The sequence below is a fragment of the Lactococcus formosensis genome, from assembly GCF_018403745.1.
GTDB lineage: Bacteria > Bacillota > Bacilli > Lactobacillales > Streptococcaceae > Lactococcus > Lactococcus formosensis.
Genome location: NZ_BOVP01000008.1, coordinates 51,356 through 76,820, shown reverse-complemented (window position 1 = coordinate 76,820; position 25,465 = coordinate 51,356). Strand labels below are relative to the sequence as shown.

Sequence of the window (25,465 nt, the reverse complement as noted above, 5' to 3'; positions counted from 1 at the left end):
AATGTATAATTTAGATTTTATTTCTGAAGAAGATTTAACCAACCATGTAAAACAGACTATAAAAAAGTATGGGAATAATTTAAAGTCTTTTGATTTAAAGCGAATGAATAAAAATATCATAGATCCAGTCAAGTTGATATTTGATAAAAATGTTTATCATACAACTTGGCCGGGTATTATTGATAACGAGATTTTTCGCCAACGTGATAAATCAAATAATAATGCAATAGGATATTTTCATCAAAATATTTTTAGTTATTTTAATGGGTGTACTGTTCCTAAGGAGGGATGGGATGTAATCTTTAAAGATGATGCAGGTATATCTGTTGATGGTAACATTGTCCATACAGTTTATGTTGAAATGAAAAATAAACATAATACAATGAATTCATCTTCTGCAAGAAATACTTTTATAAAAATGCAAAATCAGATTTTGGGGGATGACGATAGTGCTACTCTCTTGGTGGAAGTGATTGCTAAAAGGTCTCAAAATATAAAATGGGAACCTAAAGTTGATGGTCAAAAAATGGGGCATAAACTTATTCGCAGAGTTTCTATGGATAAGTTTTATGAGCTTGTTACAGGTGAGCCAGATGCTTTTTATAAATTGTGTATGATTTTACCAGATATTATACACAAAGTTACTATGGAAAATGAAGAAGTGTCTACTCCTGAAGATACAGTGATGAAGGAGTTGAATGAAATTTCTAATAGTAAAGATATTTCAATGGATTTAGCCGTATATCTTCTTGGCTTTGAAACATATAATGGTTTTAATTTATTATAAGTTGTTACCTGATTTGTATCCAATTTTGAATAAACCTATAAGGTACATAAAATTTAAAAGGCTTAATAATAGCTAAAATAATGAATTGATAATTATAAAAGCTGAAAAAACGTAGGCCTTCGGCATAGAATAAAAGATCTAAGTATTCTTAGATCTTTTTTTTTGCTTAAATGTAAAAACCACCTTCACAAAAAGTAAAAGTGGGGTAATAAATTTAGGCAAGGAATGTTTTGTTGGTTTTCTTGATCAATAACTTTTCAAGTTCTATTACGACAAAAATCAAGAGTGAGAGGAGGATTGCGATAAACCAGTGTGTCGCTGTTAGAGGCACAACATCAATGAATAATCGTAATGGTGTGAGTGTGAACACAAAGGTTATAATTAAAGATATGATTGTTGTCCAGAAGATTGTTTTATTTGAATACAAACCATCTTTAAATATGGAATCATTACTTCGTGCATTAAAGATATGATAGGTTGAAGCAAGGGCAAGAACGAGAAATGTCATGGATTGTCCGACTTGCATACTTGGAGTAGTTCCCTCTATCTCTACAAATCTTCCAATATAGAAGCCGATAAGAGAAATAATGATAAAGGTTGTAGAGGATGTGAGAATACGTTGTGAAACACCTCTAGAGAAGAGACTTTCGTTTACATCGATCGGTGGTTTTTTCATAATATACTTATCAGAGGTTTCTCGGCTTAAGCCAAATCCAGGAATACCATCTGCGAGAACATTGATATAGAGAAGCTGCATACCTGTAAGTGGCAGACCCCAACCAATAATAGCCCCAAATAACATAATGAGTATTTCAGCAACATTGGCAGAAAGAAGATAATAAATAGTTCTTTTAATATTAATGTAAACCCGACGCCCTTCAGCAATTGCACTAACAATGGTCGCAAAGTTATCGTCGGCTAAGATGATGTCAGAGGCATTTTTGGCTACTTCTGTTCCGGCGATTCCCATTGCGGTTCCGACATCTGCTGCGCGTAGTGAGGGAGCATCATTGACGCCGTCCCCAGTCATGGCAACAATATGTTTTTTATCCTGCCATGCTTTCACAATCCGGAGCTTGTCTTCAGGCGAGACACGTGCATAGACTGAAATTTTTTCAATCTTTTCCTTGAGCTCCTCATCGGTCATGTTTGCCAACGTAATGCCGTCTACGACTAAGTCTCCTTCACGATAAATATCAAGTTCCTGGGCGATAGCTTTAGCAGTTAAGGCGTGATCCCCTGTAATCATTACAGGAATAATTCCAGCAGTTCGAGCTTCAGCCACAGCGTGTTTACTTTCAGGTCTTGGAGGATCAATCATTCCAATAATTCCTAAGAATGTTTGGTCTTCTTCCAGTAATTGATGATTTTCTGGAATTTCATCGATTACTTTGTAGGCGAGAGCGAGGACACGCAAGGCATTTTCTGCAAAGGAGTCGTGAATATTATGTGCTTCGCTAAAGTGAGCCGGGACAAGCCGATCAAAGGCCCCTTTTGTAATAACGAGGTAGCCCCCGCTTTCGTTAGGTACAACAACCGTCATTTTTTTTCTGGTCGAATCAAAAGGAAGTTCTAAGAGCCGCGGGGGATTTTTATCAGGTTGATAAGAATTATGTGCGATAAGGAAGTTGATGATGGCTGTCTCTGTTGGATCGCCGTGTGTGACCCAATTCCCCTCGTCTTCTACGGCTGTTGCATTGGAAACTAAACCGAACATGTAAATTAAATCTTTTTCTTTATCTGAAAGTTGGTCTTTATGCCAAATATTTTCTCCCTGTACCCAAAGTCGTTGAATAGTCATCTGGTTTTGAGTAAGTGTTCCCGTTTTATCAGAAGCTATGACAGAAGCATTCCCGAGAGTTTCAACAGCAGGGATATTACGAATAATGGCTTTTTTATATGCCATGTTCTCTACACCATAAACGAGTGATAAAGTGACAATGACAGGTAGAGTTTCAGGAACAGCTGCAATACCAAGAATAACAGCCGTCATCATGTTCTCACTAAAAGGAATACCACCGTGTAATACGTTAACGATAAAGATAATCGCACCTGCACCAAAAGCAATCGCAGCAAGGCGCTTCGCGAGAGAATCAATACGTTTTTGTAAAGGTGTTTTCCCTTTAATCTGGTCTTCTAAAAGTTGGGCAATTTGTCCCATCTGACTTTTCATTCCTGTAGCCACAACAATCCCCTTAGCTGTACCATTAAGCACATTTGTTCCCGAGAAAACCATGTTCACTTGGTCTCCCAAAGGCACATCTTCGTGGATTTCACGTGAAGCATCTTTTTCTATTGGTTCAGATTCCCCTGTTAGTGAGGATTCATCAACCTGCAAGCTATTTGCTGAAAGAAGGCGAACATCAGCACCAACCTGTTCACCAGCACTTAGCTGAAGTAAATCGCCCACAACCAATTCTTCAGAAGGAATGGTATTTAACCTTCCTTCACGTATAACAATAGAATTCGGCGCTGATAATTTTTTGAGGGCGGATAGAGCTGTTTCAGCACGCTCTTCTTGCATATGGGCGACGATGATATTGATAATAACGATTAATAGAATGACGATTGGCTTTGTAAAATTTCCTGTATCTATCGATAAGTAAAAAGCTGGAACCGAAACAATGATTAAAACGAGATTTATTACCTCAAGTAGATGTTTCAAAAGTTTTTCAAAGATACTTTTCTCTTTAACTTCTTGAAAAACATTACTGCCGTATTTTTTCCGATGAAGAGTAACCTGTTCTTTACTTAAACCCTCTGAAATACTCGTTTTATAATACTCTTTAATCTTTTTTATATTAGTTTTCTTATAATCCATAAATCCTCTGCCCTATTTTTCTTCAATTTATAAAAAGTTTTATAATAGAATTATAATATTTTTATCATTTATTACAAAACAATTTAGCATTCAGAAAAAGCTGTATAAATAGCTAAAAATGTGGTATTATGGTAGATATGGAAACGAAAACAGTAAGTGAACTTGCAGAACTTTTTGGTGTGACTCGCCAAGCGATGAATAAACGTATCAAGCAGCTAGACGAGCAATATGTAGAGAAAAATGAAAAAAATGTTACTGTAATTAATGAAGGCGGTATTCATGAACTTGAACGTCTTTATGGCAAAGTTGTGACAGCGCAGGCGGAAGTTGTTGATGATAAAGATGCGACACAAGAACTTTCAACATCGCCAACGGACACAGCTGTTTTTGAGTTGGTTTCAAATCTGATGAAAGATAAGAATGCAGAAATTGACCGTCTCAACCAACAATTGATGGCTAAGGATGCACAGATTGCAGAAAAAGATAAGCAAATCAATCGTCAGCAAGAATTGATGGAAAAATCTTTGAGTGACAATAATCAGTTTTTACTTGAGATGAAAGCTGAATCAGAAAAAGGTTTCTTTGCGAAACTTTTCGGAAAAAAATAACAGTGATAATACTGTTATTTTTTTATTAGAAATATTATGAAGTAGACAAATGTAAACGTTTTCCTCTCCGTTCCCACGGTTGTGCCTATTTTCCGGCTTTTATGTTTGCAAAATCTCAAAAAAGTGTTAAAATGTAAGAGTAAGTTAAATGATTAACTTAGTGATAGAGATTTTCTCTATAAACAAAATTTTAAACCTATAAGGAGACTTACTCATGGTAGTTAAAGTTGGTATTAACGGTTTCGGACGTATCGGTCGTCTTGCTTTCCGTCGTATTCAAAACGTTGAAGGTGTTGAAGTAGTAGCAATCAACGACCTTACAGATCCAGCAATGCTTGCACACTTGTTGAAATATGACACAACTCAAGGTCGTTTCGACGGTGAAGTTGAAGTTAAAGATGGTGGTTTCGAAGTTAACGGTAAATTCGTAAAAGTTACTGCAGAAGCTAACCCAGCTAACATCAACTGGGCTGAAGATGGTGCAGAAATCGTTCTTGAAGCAACTGGTTTCTTCGCAACTAAAGAAAAAGCTGAACAACACTTGCACGCTAACGGTGCTAAAAAAGTTGTTATCACAGCACCTGGCGGAAACGATGTTAAAACTATCGTTTTCAACACTAACCACGAAATCTTGACTGGTGAAGAAACAGTTATCTCTGGTGCATCATGTACTACTAACTGTCTCGCACCAATGGCTGATGCTTTGAACAAAAACTTCGGTCTTAAAGTTGGTACAATGACAACTATCCACGGTTACACTGGTGACCAAATGACTCTTGATGGCCCACACCGTGGTGGTGACTTCCGTCGTGCACGTGCTGCAGCTGAAAACATCGTACCTAACTCAACAGGTGCTGCTAAAGCTATCGGTCTTGTATTGCCAGAATTGAATGGTAAACTTCAAGGTCACGCACAACGTGTACCAGTTCCAACTGGTTCATTGACAGAACTTGTATCAGTTCTTGATAAAGAAGTTACTGTTGAAGAAGTAAATGCAGCTATGAAAGCAGCATCTAACGAATCCTACGGTTACAACGAAGATGAAATCGTTTCATCTGATATCGTAGGTATCTCTAACTCTTCACTCTTTGACGCTACTCAAACTGAAGTTACTACAGCTGACGGCGTTCAATTGGTTAAAACAGTTGCTTGGTACGATAACGAAATGTCTTACACATCTAACCTCGTTCGTACACTTGAATACTTCGCTAAAATCGCTAAATAATTCTGTTATTTAACGTTAGAAACAGAGAAGCTTAGCTCCTCTGTTTTTTTTATCCCTGCATTTAAGTCTTTTGATATTCTCAAAAGATGGATTGAATCTAGAGTTCATGCAGATTATTGATAATTAAAAATAATAAAAATGAATTGGAGAAAAAATGGACACACCTAAATGCCCAACTTGTTCAAGTGAATATACTTATGAACTCTCAGATACAACATTTGGCTGCTCAGAATGTGGTAACGAATTTACACAAGCAGATCTAGAAGCAGACAAATTTGTTGTGATTGATAGTGTCGGACAACCTTTAGCTGATGGAGATGCTGTGATTATCATTCAAGATCTTCCCGTCAAAGGAATGCCAAAACCCATTAAAAAAGGTACGAAAGTGAAAAATATCCGTATCAATGAATTTGGAAAAAATGAACACTATATTGATTCGAAAATTGACGGATTTGGAGCTATTGGATTGAAAGGTTCTGTCGTTAAGAAAGCATAAGTAAAAAAAGACCGCTTGGTCTTTTTTTTAGAATAAAGAAAGGAAAAGGCAGTGAAACGGCTTTTCTGCTATAATGAACTTATGAAACTAACAGACAGTATACAATACCTGAAAGGTGTCGGACCTAAATCTTTTGAAAATTATCAAAAGCTTGGCATTTCCACAATACAGGATTTATTGCTTTATTTTCCTTTCCGTTATGAAGATTTTGCTGGACGTTCCATTTTTGAATTAGTAGATGGAGAAAAAGCAACAGTTATTGGCGAAGTGGTAACACCTGCCAATGTCCAATATTATGGTTTTAAACGTAACAGGCTCACTTTTAAACTCAAACAAGGTGAAGCTGTAGTTGCTGTGAGCTTTTTTAATCAACCTTATTTAGCGGATAAGATTGAGGTTGGAAAAGAGGTCGCAATCTATGGCAAATGGGAACAAAAAAAACAACAACTTCTGGGGATGAAAATATTAACCCAAGCAGAAGATGGCTTCTCCCCCGTGTATCATCTTACCGCAGGGATGAAGCAATCCAGCTTGGTGAAAACAATTCAAATGGCTTTTGAGAGTGGGCTTTTATCGGAATTAAAGGAGAATCTGCCAGATTATTTATTGAAAAAGTACCGCTTGATGCCCCGGCAGGAAGCGGTACGTGCCATGCATTTTCCAGATGATATGGAGATGCACAAGCAAGCTTTAAGGCGCGTGAAGTTTGAAGAACTCTTTTACTTTCAACTGAAGTTGCAGGCTTTGAAACATAAAGAGAAAGCACAACGCTTTGGACGAAGGGTTATTTTTGACCAGCGGTTGATGGAAGAAAAAATTAAAAATCTTCCTTTTGAACTGACAGGAGCCCAACAAAAATCCTTAGACGAAATTTTAGCAGATATGTCTTCAGCTTACCATATGAACCGTCTTTTACAAGGTGATGTCGGTTCAGGTAAAACAGTCGTTGCCAGTTTAGCAATGTATGCAGCAGTCTTATCTGGGCTTCAAGCTGCTATAATGGTTCCGACTGAAATTTTAGCGCGACAACATTTTGCGAACTTACAAAATCTTTTTCCTGAACTAAAAATTAGTCTTCTTGTTTCGGGATTAAAAGTTGCGGAGCGAAGAGGGATACTAGAAAGTTTAGCAAATGGTCAGTCCCAAATGGTTGTGGGAACGCACGCTTTGATTCAGGAAGGGGTTGATTTTTATGATTTGGGGCTGGTCATTACCGATGAACAACATCGCTTTGGGGTTAACCAACGGAAAGTCTTACGCGAAAAGGGGCAAAATCCTGATGTACTTATGATGACTGCGACACCAATTCCTCGGACCTTGGCGATCACAGCTTTTGGTGATATGGATGTCTCCATTATCGACGAATTACCTAAAGGGCGGCAACCGATTACGACCAGATGGGTAAAACACGAGCAACTTCCAGAGGTCTTGAAATGGATAAAAGAAGAACTGGAGCAGCAGGCACAAGTCTATTTTATTTCACCACTTATTGAAGAATCAGAAGCTTTAGATTTAAAGAATGCTGTAGCTCTTTATGAAGAACTAAATCAATACTTTGGCGAAGAAACAGGCATAGGTTTACTGCACGGGAAAATGAAAAATGAAGAAAAAGACCAGATCATGCAGACCTTTAAAGCAGGGGATTTGTCGGTTCTGGTTTCCACAACGGTTATTGAAGTTGGTGTGGATGTGCCAAATGCAACGATTATGGTGATTATGGATGCGGATCGTTTTGGTCTCTCTCAGTTGCATCAGTTAAGAGGCCGTGTAGGACGGGGGAGTAAGAAGTCCTATACGATTCTCGTTGCCAATCCCAAGACAGAATCAGGTAAAAACCGGATGAAGATAATGTGTCAAACGCAGAATGGTTTCCGTTTAGCTGAAGAAGACCTGAAGATGCGCGGATCCGGAGAAATATTTGGCGTACGTCAATCAGGTTTACCAGAATTTCTAGCAGCTGATATAGTGAATGACTACAATATTTTAGAAGTGGCGCGTCAAGAAGCTCAGGAAGTTTTTAAAACACCTGACCGCCCAGAATATCAGATGATGCTTGCAGACTTGGATGTTGACAGTGGTTTTGATTAACGTTTCAATTATGAATTCAAGAAAGGATGATAAAATGGGACTTCTCTTAGCATTTCTAGGGGGTGGACTTTCTTTGCTGAACTTTTCTGTTGAATGGCGGTTTCTTCCCTTACAGCTTATTTTCACTCTGCTTTCCTTAAGCAGTATGTTTGCCTATAAAGGAAGGCGGACAAGAAGATCTTATGAAGGCGATGGCACAAGTGTCTTCACTTTTGGTTTTGCCTTGTGTTTTCTTTCATTTATCGGATCAGCATCTATTCTTCTGGCTCTATTCATGGGCTGGCAGTAAATAAAAAACATAAGCGGAGTATCTTCCGTTTATGTTTTTTATTTCCCTAAGCAGAACTGGCTGAAAAGCTGGGTAATCAGTTCATCTGGTGCAGCTTCCCCAGTTATTTCGCCAAGCAATTGCCAACAGCGCGTGACATCCACTTGAATGAGATCCACAGGAAGTCCCATCGCCAAACCTCGGTTTGCTTCTTTCAAAGCATCTAAAGCTTGTTCGACCAGGCCAATATGTCGTGCATTAGAAAGAGTTGTTGCATCTTTTGCTTCAATTTCCCCAGAGAAAAAGAGAGCACGTATTTGTTTTTCGACAGCATCAAGATTTTCATTTTTTAAGGCAGAAATTCTGATAAAATCTTCAGGGAGTTTTTCAAGCTCAATTTGTTCTGGTAGATCGGTTTTATTTAGTAAGACAATACGATTTGTTGCAGATGACATTTCCAACAATTCCACATCTTTGGGAGTTAAAGGTGACGAAGCATCAAGCACAAGCAAGACCAAGTCGGCTTCTTCTAGGGCTTTTTGACTACGCTCAACACCAATCTTTTCGACGACATCCTCAGTTTCTCGTATGCCAGCAGTATCAATTAACTCAAGGGGCACACCACCAATATTGGCAAACTCTGTGATAACATCACGTGTTGTTCCCGCTATGTCGGTAACAATGGCTTTTTCCTCACGTAAAAGTTGATTGAGCAAACTTGATTTACCAACATTTGGCCGGCCAATAATTGCTGTTCTCAAACCTTCACGGAGAATCTTACCGCGTTTAGCTGTGGCAAGAAGTGTTTCCAGAAGCTGCTCAAAATGGGCAGTTTTTTCCAGAAGCATTTGACTTGTCATCGTTTCAACGTCATCATATTCGGGATAATCAATATTGACTTCAACTTGCGCGAGTGATTCTAAAATTTCTTGACGAATGTTGTTAATCAAGTTAGAGAGGCTTCCATCAAGCTGTTTTACAGCAATATTAGCTGCTTGATCTGTTTTAGCGCGAATCAAATCCATTACGGATTCAGCTTGCGCTAAGTCAATACGCCCATTTAAAAATGCACGTTTAGTAAATTCCCCCGGTTCAGCGAGACGTGCGCCAGAGCGTAGCAGGAGTTGTAAAATCTCTTGGGTGACAGCAATTCCGCCATGTGTATTAATTTCCACAAGATCTTCACGCGTAAAGGTTTTTGGAGCTTTCATAACAGAGAGCATAACTTCATCAACAAGACGGTCCTTGTCAAAGATATGACCATAGTTGATGGTGTGTGAAGCAACTTTATCGAGATCTTTCCCTTGAAAGACTTTTTTAGCGATTGAGACAGCATCGCTACCAGACAATCGGACGATAGCAATTGCACCTTCACCTAAAGGTGTGGAAATGGCTGCTATAGTATCAAATTCTTTTGTTATCATATTTTTATCCTAATTACTAATTTCAGTATGCCCTATTATATAACAAGTCGTGATAAAAATAAAGATTCGTCAACTCCTGCTAAAGGTTTATATTATCCATATTAAGCAAAATTCTAGTAAAATAAGAGTATGAGATTGGATAAATATTTGGCGGAAGCCGGGCTCGGATCACGTAAAGAGGTTAAGGTGATTCTTAAGACAGGAAAAGTGACAGTGAATGATCAGAAGGTGAGAGATGGCAAACTACATGTTGAGCCAGGTAAAGACGGTGTAAACTATGATGGGCGCCCCCTAGTTTACCAAGAGTTTTATTATTACCTCCTTAATAAACCTGCTGGTGTTGTTTCGGCGACGAAAGATAATAAGGACAAAACAGTTGTCGAATTATTAAAGACTCAAGATTTTCGAGAAGATCTTTTCCCAGTAGGGCGCTTGGATAAAGATACAGAGGGCCTTCTTTTACTGACAAATGATGGACCACTGAGTCATAATCTCCTGAGCCCTAAGAAACATGTGGAAAAAGAGTACTTTGCTCAAATCCAAGGCAAGGTTACACAAGAGACTGTTCACGAGTTTGCAGCAGGTTTAACCTTAAAATCTGGAGAAAACGTCAAACCAGGTCAACTTTTTATTGAAAAATCTGAGGAGAATAAAAGTGAAATCCGCCTTATTATTCATGAAGGTAAATTTCATCAGGTTAAGCGAATGTTCGAGGCTGTAGGTATGAAGGTAACTTATCTCAAACGACTGCGTATGGGAAGTTTAACACTGGATAAAGCATTAGCCTTGGGAACATATCGCCCACTCACAGAAGAGGAAATTTTAAAACTCAAGGAGTAGCTATGGAAGAAGTAGTTTCTGTAAAAAGTATAAGTATCCAATTTGAAAAAGAAGCGGTTTTGAAAGGTTTAAGAAAAACTTAGATATTCAAATAAAATGCGAGATATTTTCGCTTTTTTGTTATAATGATTGAGAAGAGTATTTGAAGGGATTTTAAAATGGAAAATTTAAAAAAACAAGTAGGTATAAAAGCAGCTGAGTACGTGAAGTCTGGTATGATTGTTGGTTTGGGAACAGGCTCGACGGCAGCTTTCTTTGTGGAAGAATTGGGGCGCCGTGTTAAAGAAGAAGGTTTAGATATTGTTGGAGTAACGACGTCAAATGTAACCAGTCAGCAAGCTGCAAGTCTTAATATCCCTTTAAAGTCAATTGATGAAGTGGATTATGTTGATTTGACGGTAGACGGTGCAGATGAAATTGATACAGCCCTTAATGGTATTAAAGGTGGTGGTGCGGCCTTGCTGATGGAAAAAATCGTTGCAACATATTCTAAAGATTATATTTGGATTGTTGATGAAAGTAAACTTTCAGAAAATCTTGGCAGTTTTAAAGTTCCTGTCGAAGTTATCCCTTACGGCTCGGAGCAGTTGTTCCGAAAATTTGCAGCGGCTGGTTATGCACCAACATGGCGGATGAATGCCCAAGACAAGCTCATAACGGATATGCAACATTATATTATTGATTTGCATATCGAGAAGATTACTGAGCCAGAAAAGCTGGCTGAAGAGCTGGATTTAACAGTGGGAGTTGTCGAGCATGGACTGTTTAATAATATGGTCAAAAAAGTTATTGTTGCAGGACAAGGTGGGGTTAAACTTATAGAAAAATAAAAAGAAGGAGCGTGCTCCTTCTTTTTATTAGTTCTTAAGCCATTGTTCTACGCCCCACTTATGAGAACCACGCTTGAGTTTAACCAAAGCAGTCGGAACGTCAAACCAGAAAATTTTATTGAAATCCTCAAGAGGAGCCTGATCAAAATGAGCTTCCAGAGTCTCGTAGATATAAGCAGGATTGCAAAAATATTTATCCCGATGTGAGCTATAAAAATATTCGTCGGCCTGTCCGAAATAACGTCCTAAAGTCGCAGTCGCACCTAACTCTTCCAGAAGTTCTCTTTCTAAAGCGCGAGCATGATTTTCATCTGCTTCAATTTCTCCACCAGGGAGAAAAAAGGCCCCGTTTGGTGCTTGCACAAGACAGATTTGGCTCTTGTTTTCACGTGAAACAATACCATAGACTCCATAGCGGTATTGGTAGTCGACTCCGGCAATTTTTTCACCGAAGACTGGAATTTCTTTTTGTGTCATATTTATGGCCCTCCGATATAATTTATAGAAGAAAATTTAATTATATTCTATCAAAAAGTTGACAATTTTGATAAAATAAAGAGGCTAAACAAAGCTCTTGCGAAGGGAAATATGAACAGTGAAAAAATTCAATCTTAGTAAAATGATTATTATCGCCTTAATTATTGTTATTTCAGCATTTACAGCAATCTTCATCTCGGCTGATAATTTTAAAAATAATAAAAATCCATCAACGATGACACAAATTATTAATGATGGTACAGGAACCATAGATAGAATCATTGGTGCACCAATCCGCTTTGTTCAAGACAAAGCCAATCAAGTGGGCAATCTTTTTGATACATACAAACAAAATCAGTCGCTGAAAACAAAGGTGGCGGACTTAAGTAATTCAAAAAATAACCAAGAGAGTTTAGAAGTCGAAAATAAAGAATTAAAAGAAGCGTTGAAACTTCAGGAAACATTAACAGACTATAAGAGTATTTCTGCCAATGTAATTACACGTAATCCAGCCAGCTGGTCAGATACGCTCGTGATTGATAGCGGTAGCAAACAAGGCATCAAAAATCGCCAACTTGTGATGGCTAATGGAGGGGTTATTGGACGTGTAAGTCAGGTAAATGAAAACTCTTCTAAGGTTTCCTTATTGAGTTCTGATAAAGGTATTGATGCGAAAATCCCCGTTCGCCTTGGCAGTCCAAGTGATCCAGTGAATGCTCTTCTTACAAGCTATGATGATGATCAAGATGCTTATGTTGTCACTTCTTTAGTAGGGGAAGGAAATATCGAAAAGGGCAGCCAAGTTGTCACTAGTGGTCTTGGAGGAGATTCACCTCGGGGTCTCTTGATTGGAACAGTCATTGAAGTTAAAGAAACAGATCAAGGATTGAATCGTAAGGTATATGTGAAACCTGCTAGCAATCTGTATGATATCCGGTTTGTCTTTGCAATTCAAGGCATGATTGGAGGAAACTAAATATGAGTCGTTTTAGCTTCCAATTTTTTAGCCCCTTATTTCTTTTTTTCCTTCTTTTGCTTGATGGACAATTGACGCATTTTTTCACGGCTTTGTCTGGTGGAAATATCATGCCTGTAAGTCATCTGCTGCTCATTTTTATGGTGTATACTGTGACGCAGCATCGTCATAGCTATGTCCTTATCGTGGGTGTTCTTTTGGGAATTATATATGACAGTTATTTTTTAGGAATATTTGGTATTGCAAGTTTGATCTTACCCCTTATTGCACTTTTTGTCTATCAAATCCAGTCTGTCGTTTTTACTAACCGCTGGACACGTCTATTTACAGTGATTATCATTGTTTTTGCATTCCAAATTTTAAGTACGCTTATAGTTAACTTGGTTGGTGTTGTCAATGTTAATTTTGTCTCATTTATTGTGAGACAGCTTGCACCAACATTAGCCCTAAATATTGTCTTTGCACTCCTACTACAATGGCCTTTAGAAAAGATGTATCGCCTCCGGTGAACATCTTTTTGTAATCAAAAGGTAAAAAAAGTATTTCTAAAGAAATTAAATCGTCTTGATTAAGTTATAAAAGAGTGTTATACTTGGGACTATCTTGGCGTTATATTTATAAATTATAGAAAACGGGAAGAAAAGAAAACTATGAAAAAGAAACTTATCACAGCACTAATGTTGTCGACGGTCATTTTATCATCGGGGGCAAGCCTTGGATCGGTAAAAGCCGACAGCACAGACGATCAAATCGCAAAACAAGATGCAGCAATCAGCGCTGCTAAGAGTTCTTCTGCAGAAGCACAAGCAAAAGTAGATGCGATTCAATCACAAGTAGATAGCTTACAATCTAAAAAAACTTCAACAGCAAATGAAGTAAATAAATTGATGAAGGAGCAAAAAGAACAATCTGCAGAGATTGCTCGCTTGCACAAAGACATCAAAGAACGTAATACAGCACTTGAAGCACAAGCACGCAGCGCTCAAACAAATGGTTCAGCGACAGACTATATGTCTACTATCTTGGATTCAAAATCTTTGACTGATGCAATTCAAAAAATGACAGCGATGGCAACCGTTTCTGGTGCCAACAAAGCCATGCTTGAAAAACAACAAGAAGATGAAAAAGCTATTCAAGCTAAGTTGAAAGATAATGAAGCAAAATACGCTAAAGCTACAAAACTTCAACAAGAGTTAGAAGCACAAAGTAACGAGTTGGCAAGCCAAGAAGCCGCCCTCAAAGTTGCTCAATTGAATTACCAAACGACAATTGCTAACTCTGAAAGCAAAAAACAAAGTTTGATTGACCAAAAAGCAGCAGCTGTCGCTGCCCAAGAAGCAGCAGCTAAACAAGCAGCAGCAGTAGAAGCTCAACAAGCTAAAGCAGAGCAAGCTGCCCAAGCCGCTCAGAAAGCCCAAGCAGAACAAGCAGCAGCAACTAAGAGCGAAAATAAAACAGCTGCAAGTACAGAAACAGTACCAGTTGTTACTGCCCCAGTTGAGACAACTCCAGCGGCCACTGCACCAGCAGTATCGACACCAGCTGTAGAAGAAAGTAAACCAGTATCAAATAACAATACTACAACAAATACGAATACTGGCTCAAGTTCAAACTCAAATACAAATAACGTCCCAGATACAGGATCAAATAATTCTAACAATAATAATGTATCTGGCGGTTCAGGTTCAACAAGTACTCCAGGATCAAGCTTGAGCAACCCTTATCCATGGGGACAATGTACTTGGGGTGTTTGGGACTACTTTGGTGGAAGTATCCCTACTTATGCCGGTAACGCAGGTGACTGGGTAGTCTATGCTAATAGTGGACCAGCAGTTGGTACGATTGCTGTATTCCCTCCAGGAAACCAAGGTGCTGGTGGCGTAGGACACGTTGCCGTAGTCACAGCTGTTAATGGTAATAAACTTACTGTCTCAGAAACAAACTTCTCAGGTCCTAATGGTGGAGGCCTCGGTATTCGCACAACTCGTGAAGTTTCAGCTGCAGGTGTAAGTTTCATCCGTCCCTAAGAAATAATTTAAAACAAGTAATCGAAATATTGCTTGTTTTTTTGTGCATTGATAAAAAACAGAAACCTGCGGCAACAAACTTAAACGTAACTGTAATTGATTTGTTACAAAATGGGTGTAGGCACATGATACAATATACTATATTCACCGAACTAACCTAGGGAGGCAAATTTAAAATTTTATGAAGAAAAAACTTATTACAGCATTGATGCTTTCGACAGTCGTGCTTACGGCTGGCGCACCTTTTGCTGCCGTAAAGGCTGATTCAACAGATTCAAAAATTGCACAACAAGATTCAAAAATCGCTAATGCAAAAAGTGAAGCTGCTAAAGCGCAAGCACAAGTTGATTCAATTCAATCACAAGTAAGCACTTTAAAATCAAAGCAAACATCAATGACTAAAAAAGTTAATGAGTTGATGGCTCAACAAAAAGAACAATCACAACAGATTCAAAAGTTGAGTGAGAGTATCAAGGAACGCAATACTGCTCTTGAAGCTCAAGCACGTAGTGCACAAACCGATGGTTCAGCAACAAACTATATGTCTGCTGTACTGGACTCAAAATCTTTAACAGATGCGATTCAAAAAATGACAGCAATGGCAACTGTTGCTGGCGCTAACAAGTCAATGATTGAGCAACAACAAGCTGATCAAAAAGCTATTCAAACGAAGTTAGCTGATAACCAAAAGAAATATGCTGAAGCAACAAAACTCCAACAAGAGTTAGATGCGCAAGCTAATGAGTTGGCGACACAAGAAGCTGCTCTCAAAGTTGCTCAGTTAGACTACCAGGCTACAGTAACTACTGCAGAAGGTAAAAAGCAAGATTTATTAAGCCAAAAAGCAGCAGCTCAAAAAGCAGCAGAAAAAGCAGCAGCAGCAGAAAAAGCGGCAGCAGCGAAGTCTGTAGTAGCTCAACAGGAAAAAGCTGTAGCAGCAGCACCTGTAGCTTCTAATACAGCTCCAGCTGCTAATAATAGCAATTCTTCTACACCATCGACTGGAAATAATACAGGCGGCAATGGTAATTCTTCTAAACCAGATCCAGATCCAATTCCGGATCCAGGTCCAGTTAAACCAGTAGAACCAGTAAATCCAGGACACAGTGGTACTAACCCTTATCCAGCTGGTCAATGTACTGCATTTGTCTGGGACTACTTTGGTGGTAACATGCCAACATACATGGGAAATGCTGGCGACTGGGTGGCTTATGCCAACAGTGGACCTGCAGCAGGTACAATTGCTGTATTCCCACCAGGTAATCAAGGCGCAGGCGGCGTAGGACACGTTGCAGTTGTTCTTTCTGTATCTGGTTCAAAAATGACAGTTATTGAAGGAAACTTCAACGGCGGTTGGGGAACAACACGTGAATGTTCAACAGCTGGTGTAAGTTTCATTCGTCCATAATTAAATGACATTTAAATACAAACTGCGGTTTGTATTTTTTATCTCAATATTTTAGCACTCTTTATATTAGAGTGCTAATTTTTTTGCCAAAAGTCATAAAAAATGCTAAAATAGATTATGGTAGAAGTGAATATAGTCTACTTTTAGAGAGTAAGTGGTTGAAAAACCAAGTAAGTCTCTAAAAAATTCCATGTCAAGAAGGTTTAAATCATATGAATAACACAGAATTTTACGAACGCCTAGGTGTGGATAAAAATGCCAGCCAAGACGAAATTAAAAAAGCTTATCGAAAGATGTCTAAAAAGTATCATCCAGATATTAATAAAGATCCGGGTGCAGAAGACAAGTACAAAGAAGTTCAAGAAGCTTATGAAACTTTAAGTGATGAACAAAAACGCGCCAGCTACGATCAATATGGTGCCGCAGGTGCTAATGGTGGCTTTGGTGGCGGTCAAGGTGGTTTCTCTGGCTTTGACGGATTCCAAGGTGCAGGCGGCTTTGGTGGTTTTGAAGATATTTTCTCAAGCTTCTTTGGCGGCGGTGGGGGACAAGCTGATCCGAATGCACCACGTCAAGGGGATGATCTACAATATCGTATCAATTTGACATTTGAAGAGGCGATTTTCGGTGTTGAAAAAGAAATCAAGTACCATCGTGAAGAGCTCTGTCATACTTGTGCGGGTTCAGGCGCTAAGCCTGGTACTCATGCTGAAACATGTCATAAATGTCATGGACGAGGTCAAACCCAAGTTATTCGCGATACCCCGTTAGGTCGTATGTCAACTAATGTCGTCTGTGATGTTTGTCATGGTACAGGTAAAGAAATCAAATCTCCTTGTCCAACATGTCATGGTACAGGTCACGAAAAATTGGCTCATACTGTTAAGGTAAAAGTACCAGCTGGTGTAGAATCAGGTCAACAAATGCGTCTTCAAGGCCAAGGTGATGCTGGGGAAAACGGAGGTCCTTACGGTGATCTCTATGTACGCTTCCAAGTAGCTGCGAGTGATAAATTTGAACGTGATGGCAGTGAAATTTATTACAAAATGCCATTGAACTTTGTTCAAGCAGCATTAGGTGATGAGATTGAAGTACCAACCGTTCATGGTAATGTGAAGTTGAAGATTCCTGCTGGTACACAAACAGGAACCAACTTCCGTCTTAAGGGTAAAGGGGCCCCTAAACTACGTGGCAATGGTCAGGGGGACCAACACGTTGTGATTAATATTGTAACACCTGAAAAGCTGAATGATGCCCAACGTGATGCTTTGCGTGAGTTTGCAAAAGCTAGCGGACAAAATGTTTCAGAGCAGAAAAAAGGTTTTTTCGATAAATTTAAATAAAAAACTGTCATTAGACAGTTTTTTTTATTTATCAATTAGGTAAATGAGGTTGTATCTGATATAATGTTTTTATGAAACTTGTGAATTATAAACCAGACTATCTTTTAGAAGCTGTGTATAACTTGGATGTGGAAAACTTGAAAAGGCGAGATATCCGGGGAATTATGGTGGACTTAGACAATACACTTATCGCTTGGAATAATCCTGACGGCACGCCCGAATTGCACCAGTGGCTACAAACTATGCGTACAAATGGTATAAAGGTTATTGTGGTGTCTAACAACAAACATGACCGCGTCAAACGTGCAGTTGCTAAATTTGATGTTGACTTTGTTTCACGTGCGATGAAACCTTTTGCTTGGGGGATAAATAAAGCCTTAGTTAAACTTGGGGAACAACCAGACCATGTCATTATGGTTGGGGATCAATTAATGACAGATATTCGAGCAGCTCATCGTGCAGGTGTTCGCAGTATTCTCGTGAAACAATTGGTGGAGTCTGACGGTTGGAGTACCAAGTTTAACCGTTGGCGTGAGCGTCGTGTGTGGAAAAAGTTGATTCGAAAATACGGTTATCCAAAATGGAATACGAGATTGTAACTCTGCTGATGCAGAGTTATTTTATCAGTCTTTTCCAGAGGTTTTCCACTATATCTTTCTACTTATCCCAAGTTTTCCACAGTTTTGCACACCTTATTCACAAAAATGTGGAAAACTGTGAATAAATGTGTGGAAAAAAAGAAACCTCAATGAAGTTTCTTTTTTATTTACATTAAACCACGCTCTTTATACCATTGGTCGGGTTGCCAGATCCAATGTTTTCCATCTTTGTCGAGAAGATCAAATGCCTCCTGTGGTCCCATGCTTGCTGCAGGGTATTTCGGAAGATCTAGATGGGCTTCATCCCATGCTTGACGGATGACGTCAATGAGTTCCCAAGATCGGGAAACTTCTTCCCAGTGGGAGAAGTTGGTACCATCACCATGCAGGACATCAAGCAAGAGTTTTTCATAAGCTTCAGGAGAATTTCCTAAAATTGCTGCATCATGACGGTACCCCAATTTGATAGGGGCGATATTGAAGCCCTGGCCGACTTCTTTACCGTTGATTGTAAGCGAGAAACCTTCAGTAGGCTGGATATAAATTGTAAGAATGTTTTCCCCAAGAGCTGTATCAAAAATATTGTTAGGATCTTGTTTGAAGACAATATTGATACGTGTGCCTTTTTCTGTCAGGCGTTTTCCACTACGTACGTAGAAAGGTACGCCGTCCCAACGGTCATTATCAATAAGGAATTTCCCAGCAGCAAAAGTTTCTGTATTAGAATCTGGCGCTACAGAAGGCTCAGAACGATATGCCGCAAATTCTTTACCGTCAATTTTACCTTCAATATATTGTCCAGGGATGAAGGCTTCAAGAGCTTCTTGTTTGGAATATTTGCGAATGCTGTGGAGAGCTTTGACCTTTTCTTTCAAAATATTTTCTTGTGTAAAAGTTTGAGGCTTTTCCATAGCCAGTAAAGCCAAAACCTGAAGCACATGATTTTGAATCATATCCTTAAGCGCGCCGCTCGTTTCGTAATAACCACCGCGATCTTCAACACCAATACTTTCAGCAAATGTAATCTGTACATTATCGATGTGATCTTTGTCCCAGATTGATTCAAACATCTGGTTAGCAAAACGAATAGCTGAAACGGATTGAATCATTTCTTTTCCGAGATAGTGGTCGATACGGAAGGTTTGATCTTCCGAAAAGACATCTTTAAGTGCAGTATTCAGTTCTTTAGCTGTTTCTAAATCACTTCCGAAAGGTTTTTCGATAATGACGCGTTCAAAACCTTTACCTGTCAGAATCTTTTCTGATTTGAGGTGGTTAGCAATGATTGAGAAAAATTGTGGTGCCATAGCCAGATAGAAAACTTGGTTGCAGGCAGTATCGTACTTTTCTCGGAGCTGATCTCCGAGCTCTTTGAGGGCATGATAGTGACTGCTATCATTTACATCATGGCTTTGATAGTAGAAGTGGCTTGAGAATGCGTCGAGCTCTTTTTGGTTACTACTTAAACCGGACAAAGATTCGATGACAATTTGGCGATAATACTCATCGGTCCATGGACGACGAGCAGTACCAATCACTGCAAAATTTTCAGCAATCTCACCTTTTTTATAAAGTTGGAAAAGGGCGGGATAAAGTTTTCGTTTTGCGAGGTCACCAGTTGCACCAAACATGGTAAAAAGTACTTGTTTACTCATAAATATCTTCTTTCTATTAATTATCAAACATCATTCTCAGCATAGTCGATATAGGTATCGACATAGTCTAGATAGTCTTTGTTTAATTGGGTCTTCATATCCTGATACTCAGCTTCTGTGTAGTTACGCTCAGCAATTTTAGCACGATAAAAAGGTAAGTTTAATTCTTTTTGAAGTCTTTCTTCAAGCTCTTTACGATTCATAATGATTTCCTTGTATTAGAAAAATTTACTACTAAGAAAATTATATCACAAAATTATCTTTGCACCTTTGAACTGAGATTCTTTCGCATGAAAGTGATAGAATAGGGATATGTCTTTATTAACTTTTACACTCTCTATGCTTGTACTTGGCGTTGTTGCCGGTATTGTAGGAAGCATTTTAGGTCTTGGTGGTGGAATTATTATCACTCCGATTATTACCTCTTTTTTTGGTGTGGATATAAAGTATGCAATCGGTGCAAGTATTGTCGCTGTTATTGCAACAAGTTCAGGTGCCGCCATTTCCTATTTAAAAGATGATCTAGTCAATGTTCGTGTTGCCATGTTCTTGGAAATATTTACTACGATTGGTGGCTTACTAGGAGCATTTTTAGCTGGATTATTTAATGCTGCGGTATTAAATATTCTTTTTGCTTGTTTATTAATTTTTCAAGCCTACAATATGTGGCGCAAGCTACACCAAGGTGAAAAAGTCTTACAAAACGTTACCTCAGACAAGTGGGCAGAAAAGATGAAGCTTAATTCATCTTACTTTGATAAACAAACAGGAAAAGAAGTTGATTATCAAGTGGAAAAAGTTCCAGCTGGTGCAACGATTATGTTTGGGGCGGGTATAGCTTCTGGGCTTTTAGGTATCGGTTCGGGGGCGTTTAAGGTTTTGGCCATGGATACAACGATGAAAATGCCACTAAAACCGTCAACCGCAACCTCAAACCTCATGATTGGCGTAACTGCAGCAGCGTCAGCGACAGTTTATTTCTTTAACGGTTATGTTAATCCGTCCTTAGCAGGCCCTTTAGCGATAGGGATTGTAGCGGGGGCAGCCATTGGCTCACGTATTATGCCACATTTACCTGCTCGGACGATTCGTTTGATATTTATTCCTGTAATTGGTCTTATGGCTTTACAAATGATACTTAAAGGACTTGGCTTATGACAGAAGAAAAAGAAAAATTACTTGAAATTGAACTCAGAATAGGAAAAATTTTAAGGACAGGTGTATTTATTAGTTCGGCAATCATCATTATTGGTTTAATGATGTTTGTTTTCACGGGGCATTCTGGTTACCTAGGGACGACTTATCCTCGAGGCTTGTCGGAAATTGCAGAGGGGCTTGTCGCTTTTAAACCCTTCGCTTGGCTTATGACTGGTCTGTTTCTTTTAATCTTAACACCTGTACTTCGTGTGGTTGCTTCTATTTTTGCCTTCACAAAAGAGGGCGATAAGATGTACGTCATTATTACAATGTTGGTACTTGCAGTCCTGATTTTAGCCATCTTTTTAGGGCATACAGGCGCGTAAGCTATTTCTTGCAAAACACTATTGAAACTGGTATTATAGGTAGTGCTGGGGGAGTGGTGGAATGGCAGACACGCATGCTTCAGGTGCATGTGCTCGTAAGGGCGTGGGGGTTCAAATCCCCTCTCCCCCATAACTAGTTACAATCTCGCTTAGGCGGGATTTTTTTATTTAAGAGGTGAATATATGGCAAGAAGATTGACAAAAGAAGAACTACAGGAGCGTATAGATGAAAACCCCCTCCGCGCATTAGCAAATATAGGAGAGGAAGTTGGCTTAACGCGTATTGGGATTGAAAAATTGCTGAAAAGCTATAAGTTAGAAGATTACCGTAATCAAAAGATAAAAGTCTTACGTCGAACAGTAGCAAGGCAAAGAAGATTGAACAAATAAAGGAGAAATCATGGCAAAAATCGGATTTATCGGTACAGGAGTAATGGGCGCAGCAATGGCAGGTCATTTACTTGATGCAGGCAATGAGCTGTATGTTTATAATAGAACAAAAGCAAAAACTGATTCTTTAGTAGCGCGTGGAGCAACTTACTGCGCGACACCGCAAGAAATTGCAGAAGTAACGGATATTGTTTTTTCTATTGTAGGCTATCCCAAAGATGTTCGCGAAATTTATTTCGGCGAAAAAGGTGTATTTAAGGCAGATGTACAAGGTACGTTTCTAGTAGATATGACAACATCAGAGCCTGCTTTGGCACAAGAGATCTATCAGGCTGCAAAAGAAGCGGGAGCTTCGGCTTTAGATGCTCCAGTATCGGGAGGTGACATTGGGGCGAAGAATGCCAGCTTAACGATCATGGTAGGTGGTGAGGAAGAAGCCTATGCACATCTCTTGCCTTACTTTGAAACTATAGGTAAAACAATTACACGTCAAGGTGCAGCAGGAGCGGGCCAACATACCAAAATGGCGAATCAAATCGCAATTGCGGGAACGATGACTGCAATGACAGAACTAATGGTTTATGCAGATAAAGCTGGTTTAGATGTAGAAAAAGTCCTTCAAACAGTGGGCGGCGGATCGGCTGCTACTTGGTCAATGACCAATTATGCACCACGTATTTTACGTGAGGACTTTAGTGCGGGCTTCTTCGTTAAACATTTTATTAAAGATTTAGGAATTGCTTTAGTTGAGGCTGAAAAAATGGGGATTGAACTTCCTGCCACAGCAGGAGCGAAAAAACTTTATGATCGTTTAGCAGGAGAAGGATATGAAAATGATGGTACCCAAGCGCTGATTAAACTTTGGTGGCCAGAAGGCGTGAGACCGAATAAATAGAAGATATAAATAAAATCCACACAAAATTGTAGTGGATTTTATTTATATCTTCGTTTTCTATCTATTCATAGAGTGAACCTGATAAATGTTTACTGATGATATTATTCGTAGTATCGTCGTAAACGATGATGATTGAGACATAGCCTTCTGCAAGTAACTCTCCTGTACTCCAAGTTGCCACGTGAATAGGGTTAAAATAGCCATCAATATCTTCTTTGAGATGAGTAGGCTGACTCCCCACATTCTGGATGACAGTTGTAAAAAGATCTCCCTCACTGTATGTCAAATGCTTGTTGTTTTCTGAAAGATGGGTTTGGGCGACTTGGATTTGATTAAATTTTTCCAAATTCCACCCTTGAAGTTTGGTAATATTGTCGTGAGCAAACTTCTTTTTGTCTGCAAAGCTATATTTTTGTTCTGGAGGAGGAATTGATGGCAGCTCGTCGCTCTTTTGAGTATTTTCGTATTTTTCGTTTTGTATTTCAGTACTAGGGGAAGCGGGTTCTTTTGCTTGCTGCAGATAGAACGGTTGTACGTATTTTAATAATGATAGGATAACAATAGCAAAAAGACTTATTGTTATCGAGAAAAATTTTCGATGACGATATTTAGAGTTTGATATTCTGTATTCAGTATGGCAGTAGGCGCAAATAGTTTTACCGTTTAAGTTTATAAAGTCAGAAGCCCCACAATTTTGACAGTTGATAGCTTTCATAGCTTTATTTCTCATTGTAGATTCTCCGATGAACCTTTGCAATAACCTTTAGCCTTCGGTTTTTTAGGTGACGGTATGAGCTCAAAGTTCTTATCCAGATTACTTGCAGACATCCTTACTTCCTTGTGATTATTTTTTTGAGTATTTATGAAAAATCCCAGCTTAATTTTATCAAAAAAGAATAAATCAGCTCAATGTTTTACATTTCAATGACAATCATCTGTAGGAGGTTAATTTTTTTGCACTAACATCTATGAAAAAAATGAGCCAAAGGATTTTGATACTATCCTCAGCTCATTTTTAAAATTATTTTTGTAACTTTGAAAACTTACATTTCCTCTGGTGCTTCCACACCAAGCAGACGCAATGCTTCTTTTAAGACAAGAGAAGTTGCATTAGCAAGCGCTAAACGTGCTTGAAGCCCTTCGTTGTCCTCAAGGATACGTACATGTGCATAATATTTGTTAAAAGCTTGTGCCAAGGAAATTGAGTATTTCGCAATGATAGAAGGCTCATACTTATCGGCAGCGCGTTTAACAATGTTACCAAAGTCTTGGAGTAACTTCACAATTTCCCAAGCTTCAGCTGGTGTTTCTTCAACATTGACTGGTTGCGGTACATAGTTTGCTTTACGTAAGATTGAACGGATACGTGCATACGCATATTGTACGTATGGGCCAGTCTCACCTTCAAATGAGACCATCTCTTCAAGGTTGAAGTCATAACCATTGTTACGGTCTGTTTTTAAGTCGTAGAACTTCACGGCACCAACACCAACTTGTTGTGCGACACGCTCTTTGTTTGGCAAGTCAGGATTTTTCTCGTTGATTTGCTTCAGAGCACGTTCTACCGCTTCGTCAAGTGTTGTCTCTAGTTTAACAACGTGACCTTTACGTGTTGAGAATTTTTTCCCGCCTTGCGTAACCATACCAAAGGACACGTGTGTCATGTTATCTGACCAGTCATAACCGGCTTCCTTGAGTACTGCTTTTAATTGTTTGAAGTGGTTTTGTTGCTCGCCACCAACAACATAAAGTGATTTTACAAAATCAAAAGTTGCTTTACGGTACATTGCTGTTGCCAAGTCACGTGTGATGTACAAGGTTGCACCATCAGTTTTCTTAATCAAAGCAGGATTGAGGTTATACTTTTCGAGGTCGACAACCATCGCACCTTTAGATTCGTGCATTAAGCCTTTTGATTCTAAGTCTTCAACAACGGCATCCATCTTATCAGAGTAGAAAGATTCACCTGTAAAGTGATCAAACTCAATACCTAATTTACCGTAAATACGGTTAAATTCAATCAAGCTGACATCAGAGAACCATTTCCAGATGCGAAGGGCTTCCTCGTCACCTTGTTCCATCTTAAGGAACCAAGCACGACCTTCTTCGTCTACCGCTGGATCTTCTTTAGCTTCGGCATTGATTTGCACATAGAGCTTCAATAACTCATCGATTGGGTTAGCAGTGATTGTTGCTTCATCCCCATATTTTTTATAAGCAGTGATCAAGAGACCAAACTGTTTACCCCAATCTCCCAAGTGATTGATTTTGATCGTGTTGTAACCAATCTTCTCATAAATCTTCGAAAGAGAGTCCCCAATGACTGTTGAGCGCAAATGACCAATAGAAAAAGGCTTGGCGATGTTTGGCGCCGACATGTCAATAGGAACATTAGCACCATGACCGATATTTTGGTCGCCATAGTCTTCTTTTTCAGTGATAACTTCATTGATAACTGCTGTGGCAACAGCTTTTTTGTCAAGGAAGAAATTCACGTAAGGACCAGTAGCAACTACTTTATCAAAGCCAGTAGCATCAATGTTCTCAGCGATTTCACCAGCGATGATTTGTGGGGCTTTGCGCAAAGTCTTGGCTAAACTGAAAGCTGGAAATGCGATGTCGCCCATTTCTGATGATTTTGGTTTTTCAAGCAAATTTTCGATTTGTTCGAGTTCAAGCGCACCATCGAGTACGGCGAACAAAGATTTTGCTGCTAATAGTTTTTCATTCATGGAATAATTATACCATAATAGAAATAAAAAAGTATAGTGCTTATTGTGTTAAA

General features: G+C 39.0%; 25 protein-coding genes and 1 tRNA gene. 19 read left to right on the top strand and 7 right to left on the bottom strand.

Going from position 1 to position 25,465, the window contains the following annotated elements; translation table 11 throughout:
- Nucleotide 1 precedes the first annotated feature (1 nt).
- Complete coding sequence (locus KJS37_RS09120; protein WP_213497004.1) at nucleotides 2–787, top strand: Eco47II family restriction endonuclease; 786 nt, start codon at nucleotides 2–4, stop codon at nucleotides 785–787.
- Between the two features lie 214 nt (nucleotides 788–1,001).
- Here KJS37_RS09120 and KJS37_RS09115 read toward each other — a convergent pair whose 3' ends face one another.
- Nucleotides 1,002–3,608 carry a cation-translocating P-type ATPase gene (locus tag KJS37_RS09115; RefSeq protein ID WP_213497002.1) on the bottom strand — a complete coding sequence of 869 codons (2,607 nt, stop codon included), beginning with the start codon at nucleotides 3,606–3,608 and terminating at the stop codon, nucleotides 1,002–1,004.
- A 128-nt stretch (nucleotides 3,609–3,736) separates the two neighbouring features.
- Here KJS37_RS09115 and KJS37_RS09110 point away from each other — a divergent pair, with 128 nt between their 5' ends.
- The 5 genes from KJS37_RS09110 (at nucleotide 3,737) to KJS37_RS09090 (ending at nucleotide 8,314) form a co-directional block, all read left to right on the top strand.
- Nucleotides 3,737–4,216, top strand: a complete 480-nt coding sequence (locus KJS37_RS09110; RefSeq protein WP_017369561.1) for a DUF536 domain-containing protein — start codon at nucleotides 3,737–3,739, stop codon at nucleotides 4,214–4,216.
- 214 nt (nucleotides 4,217–4,430) lie between these two features.
- Nucleotides 4,431–5,441, top strand: a complete 1,011-nt coding sequence (gene gap, locus KJS37_RS09105) for a type I glyceraldehyde-3-phosphate dehydrogenase (RefSeq protein WP_003133076.1) — start codon at nucleotides 4,431–4,433, stop codon at nucleotides 5,439–5,441.
- Between the two features lie 154 nt (nucleotides 5,442–5,595).
- Nucleotides 5,596–5,937 (top strand): zinc ribbon domain-containing protein YjdM, encoded by a 342-nt coding sequence (locus KJS37_RS09100; RefSeq protein ID WP_213497000.1) that lies wholly within the window; start codon nucleotides 5,596–5,598, stop codon nucleotides 5,935–5,937.
- A gap of 81 nt (nucleotides 5,938–6,018) precedes the next feature.
- Nucleotides 6,019–8,025, top strand: a complete 2,007-nt coding sequence (gene recG / locus KJS37_RS09095; protein WP_213496999.1) for an ATP-dependent DNA helicase RecG — start codon at nucleotides 6,019–6,021, stop codon at nucleotides 8,023–8,025.
- Between the two features lie 34 nt (nucleotides 8,026–8,059).
- Nucleotides 8,060–8,314 carry a hypothetical protein gene (locus tag KJS37_RS09090; RefSeq protein ID WP_213497017.1) on the top strand — a complete coding sequence of 85 codons (255 nt, stop codon included), beginning with the start codon at nucleotides 8,060–8,062 and terminating at the stop codon, nucleotides 8,312–8,314.
- Nucleotides 8,315–8,352: 38 nt separating this feature from the next.
- Here the strand turns inward: KJS37_RS09090 and mnmE are convergent, their stop codons facing one another.
- Entirely contained in the window at nucleotides 8,353–9,717 is a 1,365-nt protein-coding gene (gene mnmE, locus KJS37_RS09085; protein WP_213496997.1) for a tRNA uridine-5-carboxymethylaminomethyl(34) synthesis GTPase MnmE, read from the bottom strand.
- Between the two features lie 129 nt (nucleotides 9,718–9,846).
- On the opposite strand from mnmE, the gene KJS37_RS09080 reads away from it, so the two are divergent.
- Together KJS37_RS09080 and rpiA are read left to right on the top strand one after the other, a co-directional pair.
- On the top strand, nucleotides 9,847–10,557 hold the full coding sequence (locus tag KJS37_RS09080; protein WP_213496995.1) for a pseudouridine synthase: 711 nt from the start codon (nucleotides 9,847–9,849) through the stop codon (nucleotides 10,555–10,557).
- A gap of 158 nt (nucleotides 10,558–10,715) precedes the next feature.
- Entirely contained in the window at nucleotides 10,716–11,387 is a 672-nt protein-coding gene (gene rpiA / locus KJS37_RS09075) for a ribose-5-phosphate isomerase RpiA (protein ID WP_061414897.1), read from the top strand.
- Between the two features lie 27 nt (nucleotides 11,388–11,414).
- On the opposite strand, the gene KJS37_RS09070 is transcribed toward rpiA, so the two are convergent.
- Nucleotides 11,415–11,864 (bottom strand): NUDIX domain-containing protein, encoded by a 450-nt coding sequence (locus KJS37_RS09070; protein WP_213496993.1) that lies wholly within the window; start codon nucleotides 11,862–11,864, stop codon nucleotides 11,415–11,417.
- Between the two features lie 118 nt (nucleotides 11,865–11,982).
- On the opposite strand from KJS37_RS09070, the gene mreC reads away from it, so the two are divergent.
- The 6 genes from mreC (at nucleotide 11,983) to KJS37_RS09040 (ending at nucleotide 18,217) form a co-directional block, all read left to right on the top strand.
- The gene (mreC, locus tag KJS37_RS09065; RefSeq protein ID WP_213496991.1) at nucleotides 11,983–12,840 is read left to right on the top strand and encodes a rod shape-determining protein MreC; all 858 of its coding nucleotides are present in this window, start codon (nucleotides 11,983–11,985) and stop codon (nucleotides 12,838–12,840) included.
- A gap of 2 nt (nucleotides 12,841–12,842) precedes the next feature.
- Complete coding sequence (gene mreD, locus KJS37_RS09060; RefSeq protein ID WP_165712332.1) at nucleotides 12,843–13,349, top strand: rod shape-determining protein MreD; 507 nt, start codon at nucleotides 12,843–12,845, stop codon at nucleotides 13,347–13,349.
- Nucleotides 13,350–13,490: 141 nt separating this feature from the next.
- Nucleotides 13,491–14,867, top strand: a complete 1,377-nt coding sequence (locus KJS37_RS09055; RefSeq protein ID WP_017369551.1) for a CHAP domain-containing protein — start codon at nucleotides 13,491–13,493, stop codon at nucleotides 14,865–14,867.
- A 181-nt stretch (nucleotides 14,868–15,048) separates the two neighbouring features.
- Nucleotides 15,049–16,275 carry a coiled-coil domain-containing protein gene (locus tag KJS37_RS09050; RefSeq protein WP_165713978.1) on the top strand — a complete coding sequence of 409 codons (1,227 nt, stop codon included), beginning with the start codon at nucleotides 15,049–15,051 and terminating at the stop codon, nucleotides 16,273–16,275.
- Nucleotides 16,276–16,487: 212 nt separating this feature from the next.
- Nucleotides 16,488–17,618 carry a molecular chaperone DnaJ gene (dnaJ, locus tag KJS37_RS09045; protein ID WP_017369549.1) on the top strand — a complete coding sequence of 377 codons (1,131 nt, stop codon included), beginning with the start codon at nucleotides 16,488–16,490 and terminating at the stop codon, nucleotides 17,616–17,618.
- Nucleotides 17,619–17,689: 71 nt separating this feature from the next.
- Complete coding sequence (locus tag KJS37_RS09040; RefSeq protein WP_096368923.1) at nucleotides 17,690–18,217, top strand: YqeG family HAD IIIA-type phosphatase; 528 nt, start codon at nucleotides 17,690–17,692, stop codon at nucleotides 18,215–18,217.
- Nucleotides 18,218–18,384: 167 nt separating this feature from the next.
- Here KJS37_RS09040 and zwf read toward each other — a convergent pair whose 3' ends face one another.
- Complete coding sequence (gene zwf, locus KJS37_RS09035; RefSeq protein ID WP_213496989.1) at nucleotides 18,385–19,872, bottom strand: glucose-6-phosphate dehydrogenase; 1,488 nt, start codon at nucleotides 19,870–19,872, stop codon at nucleotides 18,385–18,387.
- A 23-nt stretch (nucleotides 19,873–19,895) separates the two neighbouring features.
- Nucleotides 19,896–20,075: a hypothetical protein gene (locus KJS37_RS09030; RefSeq protein WP_165712325.1), complete on the bottom strand. Its 180-nt coding sequence runs from the start codon at nucleotides 20,073–20,075 to the stop codon at nucleotides 19,896–19,898.
- A 109-nt stretch (nucleotides 20,076–20,184) separates the two neighbouring features.
- On the opposite strand from KJS37_RS09030, the gene KJS37_RS09025 reads away from it, so the two are divergent.
- The 5 genes from KJS37_RS09025 to KJS37_RS09005 all read left to right on the top strand — a co-directional run bounded on the left by KJS37_RS09025 (nucleotide 20,185) and on the right by KJS37_RS09005 (nucleotide 22,680).
- Complete coding sequence (locus KJS37_RS09025) at nucleotides 20,185–21,030, top strand: sulfite exporter TauE/SafE family protein (RefSeq protein ID WP_213496987.1); 846 nt, start codon at nucleotides 20,185–20,187, stop codon at nucleotides 21,028–21,030.
- Nucleotides 21,027–21,395, top strand: a complete 369-nt coding sequence (locus KJS37_RS09020; RefSeq protein WP_213496985.1) for a DUF1634 domain-containing protein — start codon at nucleotides 21,027–21,029, stop codon at nucleotides 21,393–21,395. The genes KJS37_RS09025 and KJS37_RS09020 overlap by 4 nt, the downstream gene beginning before the upstream one ends.
- Before the next feature lie 47 nt (nucleotides 21,396–21,442).
- Nucleotides 21,443–21,525 (top strand) — tRNA-Leu (locus KJS37_RS09015).
- A gap of 53 nt (nucleotides 21,526–21,578) precedes the next feature.
- Nucleotides 21,579–21,785 (top strand): hypothetical protein, encoded by a 207-nt coding sequence (locus KJS37_RS09010; RefSeq protein WP_213496983.1) that lies wholly within the window; start codon nucleotides 21,579–21,581, stop codon nucleotides 21,783–21,785.
- Nucleotides 21,786–21,795: 10 nt separating this feature from the next.
- Nucleotides 21,796–22,680, top strand: coding sequence for an NAD(P)-dependent oxidoreductase (locus KJS37_RS09005; RefSeq protein WP_213496981.1), 885 nt, complete (start codon nucleotides 21,796–21,798; stop codon nucleotides 22,678–22,680).
- 61 nt (nucleotides 22,681–22,741) lie between these two features.
- Here KJS37_RS09005 and KJS37_RS09000 read toward each other — a convergent pair whose 3' ends face one another.
- Complete coding sequence (locus tag KJS37_RS09000) at nucleotides 22,742–23,410, bottom strand: TFIIB-type zinc finger domain-containing protein (protein WP_213496979.1); 669 nt, start codon at nucleotides 23,408–23,410, stop codon at nucleotides 22,742–22,744.
- A gap of 313 nt (nucleotides 23,411–23,723) precedes the next feature.
- Entirely contained in the window at nucleotides 23,724–25,412 is a 1,689-nt protein-coding gene (argS, locus tag KJS37_RS08995) for an arginine--tRNA ligase (RefSeq protein ID WP_165712317.1), read from the bottom strand.
- Nucleotides 25,413–25,465: the final 53 nt, after the last annotated feature.